We start from the raw sequence: 1,431 nt of genomic DNA, 5'->3' as shown, positions 1-1,431 counted from the left end.
CTCGTTGTCCAACGATTCTTCCGTTCGCAGGGGGGAGGCCTTAGGCCGCCCGTTGCACCTGGGACAAGACGTCCTGTTTCATTCGCTCCGCGTCAAACGCTTGTTTCTTCGTACAAATCGCAAACAGCACATTCAACAGCTTCCGGCACAAGGCGACGATGGACTGCTTTCCGGTCAGCGGATTGACGGATCGGGTCGTATAATACTCATGCAGCTCGCGAAACGCCTCGTTATGCCGAATCAGCGGAATCATCGCCCGAAACAGCACCGAGCGCAACCGTTTCCGTCCCCGTTTGGAGATGTGCTTTTGCCCTTTGCGCTGGCCGGAGGAGTTCTCCTTGAGCGTCAGGCCCGCCAACTTCACCAATTGGCGCGGGTCCCGATAATGGGCGAAGCTGCCGATCTCCGCCAGCAGATCGATGATCGTGGCGTCTCCCAACCCGTCGACCGTTTTCAACCATTGGTACTCCATCGTCGTTTGAACCAATGCCTTCAACTCGGCGTCCAGTGCAGCGATCTCCGCCTCCAATTGGCGGTATCGGCGGACGAGCGCGGCGATCTCAAACCGGGCCATCGCTGTCCCTTCCGTCACCCCAATCGAGTCCTTCGCGGTGTTGATCAACGCCTGAATTTTGGCCTTCTGCGGGCATTTCATCCCTTCGCTTTGCCGGTACACCTCAAGAAGCTCCTCCACCGTCCGGCCGGCCATATCAGCCGGAAGCGGCGTCCACTCCAACACCGAAAGCGCCGTTTTCCCCAAGTCACGAAACACGGTCCAAAACTCTGGAAAATACCGATCCGTCCAGCGGACGATCGCGTTTTTCACCGCCGTCTGTTCCTTGCGGAGCTTCTCTTTGAGCGTGCTCCCCACGCGCAAATCGGCTTCAATCTCGTGCAGCAGCCGGGGAACGAGGAATCGTCCGTCTTTTGCCAGTCTGGCAATGACCAGGGCGTCTTTGGCGTCGTGTTTCGTCGGCAGGTTGTCATCAAGTTCTTTCGACCGGCACACATGCGCCGGGTTGACCATGACCAACGGGATCCCGTGCTCCTCGAGGAAGTAGGCCAGGTTCAACCAGTAGTGCCCGGTCGGCTCCACGGCGACGATCACCTCTGACTTCCCGAACGCTTGCATCGCCCCCTGAATCGCTTTATACAGCTGTTGAAACCCCTCTTTCGACTGGAAGATCGGGAACGATTTGCGAAGCACGCGCCCCCGGTCATCCACGAAGCAGGCGTAGTGGGTTCGTTTCGCGATATCAATACCCACGACAAGCGTTTGTTCGGTTACTTGATCAATTTTATAGTTTTGTGTACAATTCATCTGAAGTCCTCCTTGGTATGGTGAGTGATGTGGTTGACACCCCTGCATCATACCAAGAGGGCTTTTTTTGATCAAGTCCCCGGAAAAGCTCCTAACGGGAATGCTCCTTT

General features: G+C 56.5%; 1 protein-coding gene. It reads right to left on the bottom strand.

Annotated elements, in window-relative coordinates; genetic code table 11:
- Window positions 1-40: 40 nt before the first annotated feature.
- A complete protein-coding gene (locus BRO54_RS18770) occupies window positions 41-1,321 on the bottom strand; it encodes an IS110 family RNA-guided transposase (protein ID WP_012749092.1) in 1,281 nt (426 codons plus the stop codon).
- Window positions 1,322-1,431 lie beyond the last annotated feature (110 nt).

The organism is Geobacillus proteiniphilus (genome assembly GCF_001908025.1).
Lineage (GTDB): Bacteria > Bacillota > Bacilli > Bacillales > Anoxybacillaceae > Geobacillus > Geobacillus proteiniphilus.
The sequence above is the reverse complement of the archived record's forward strand: the minus strand, read 5'-3'. Positions and strand labels throughout refer to the sequence as shown.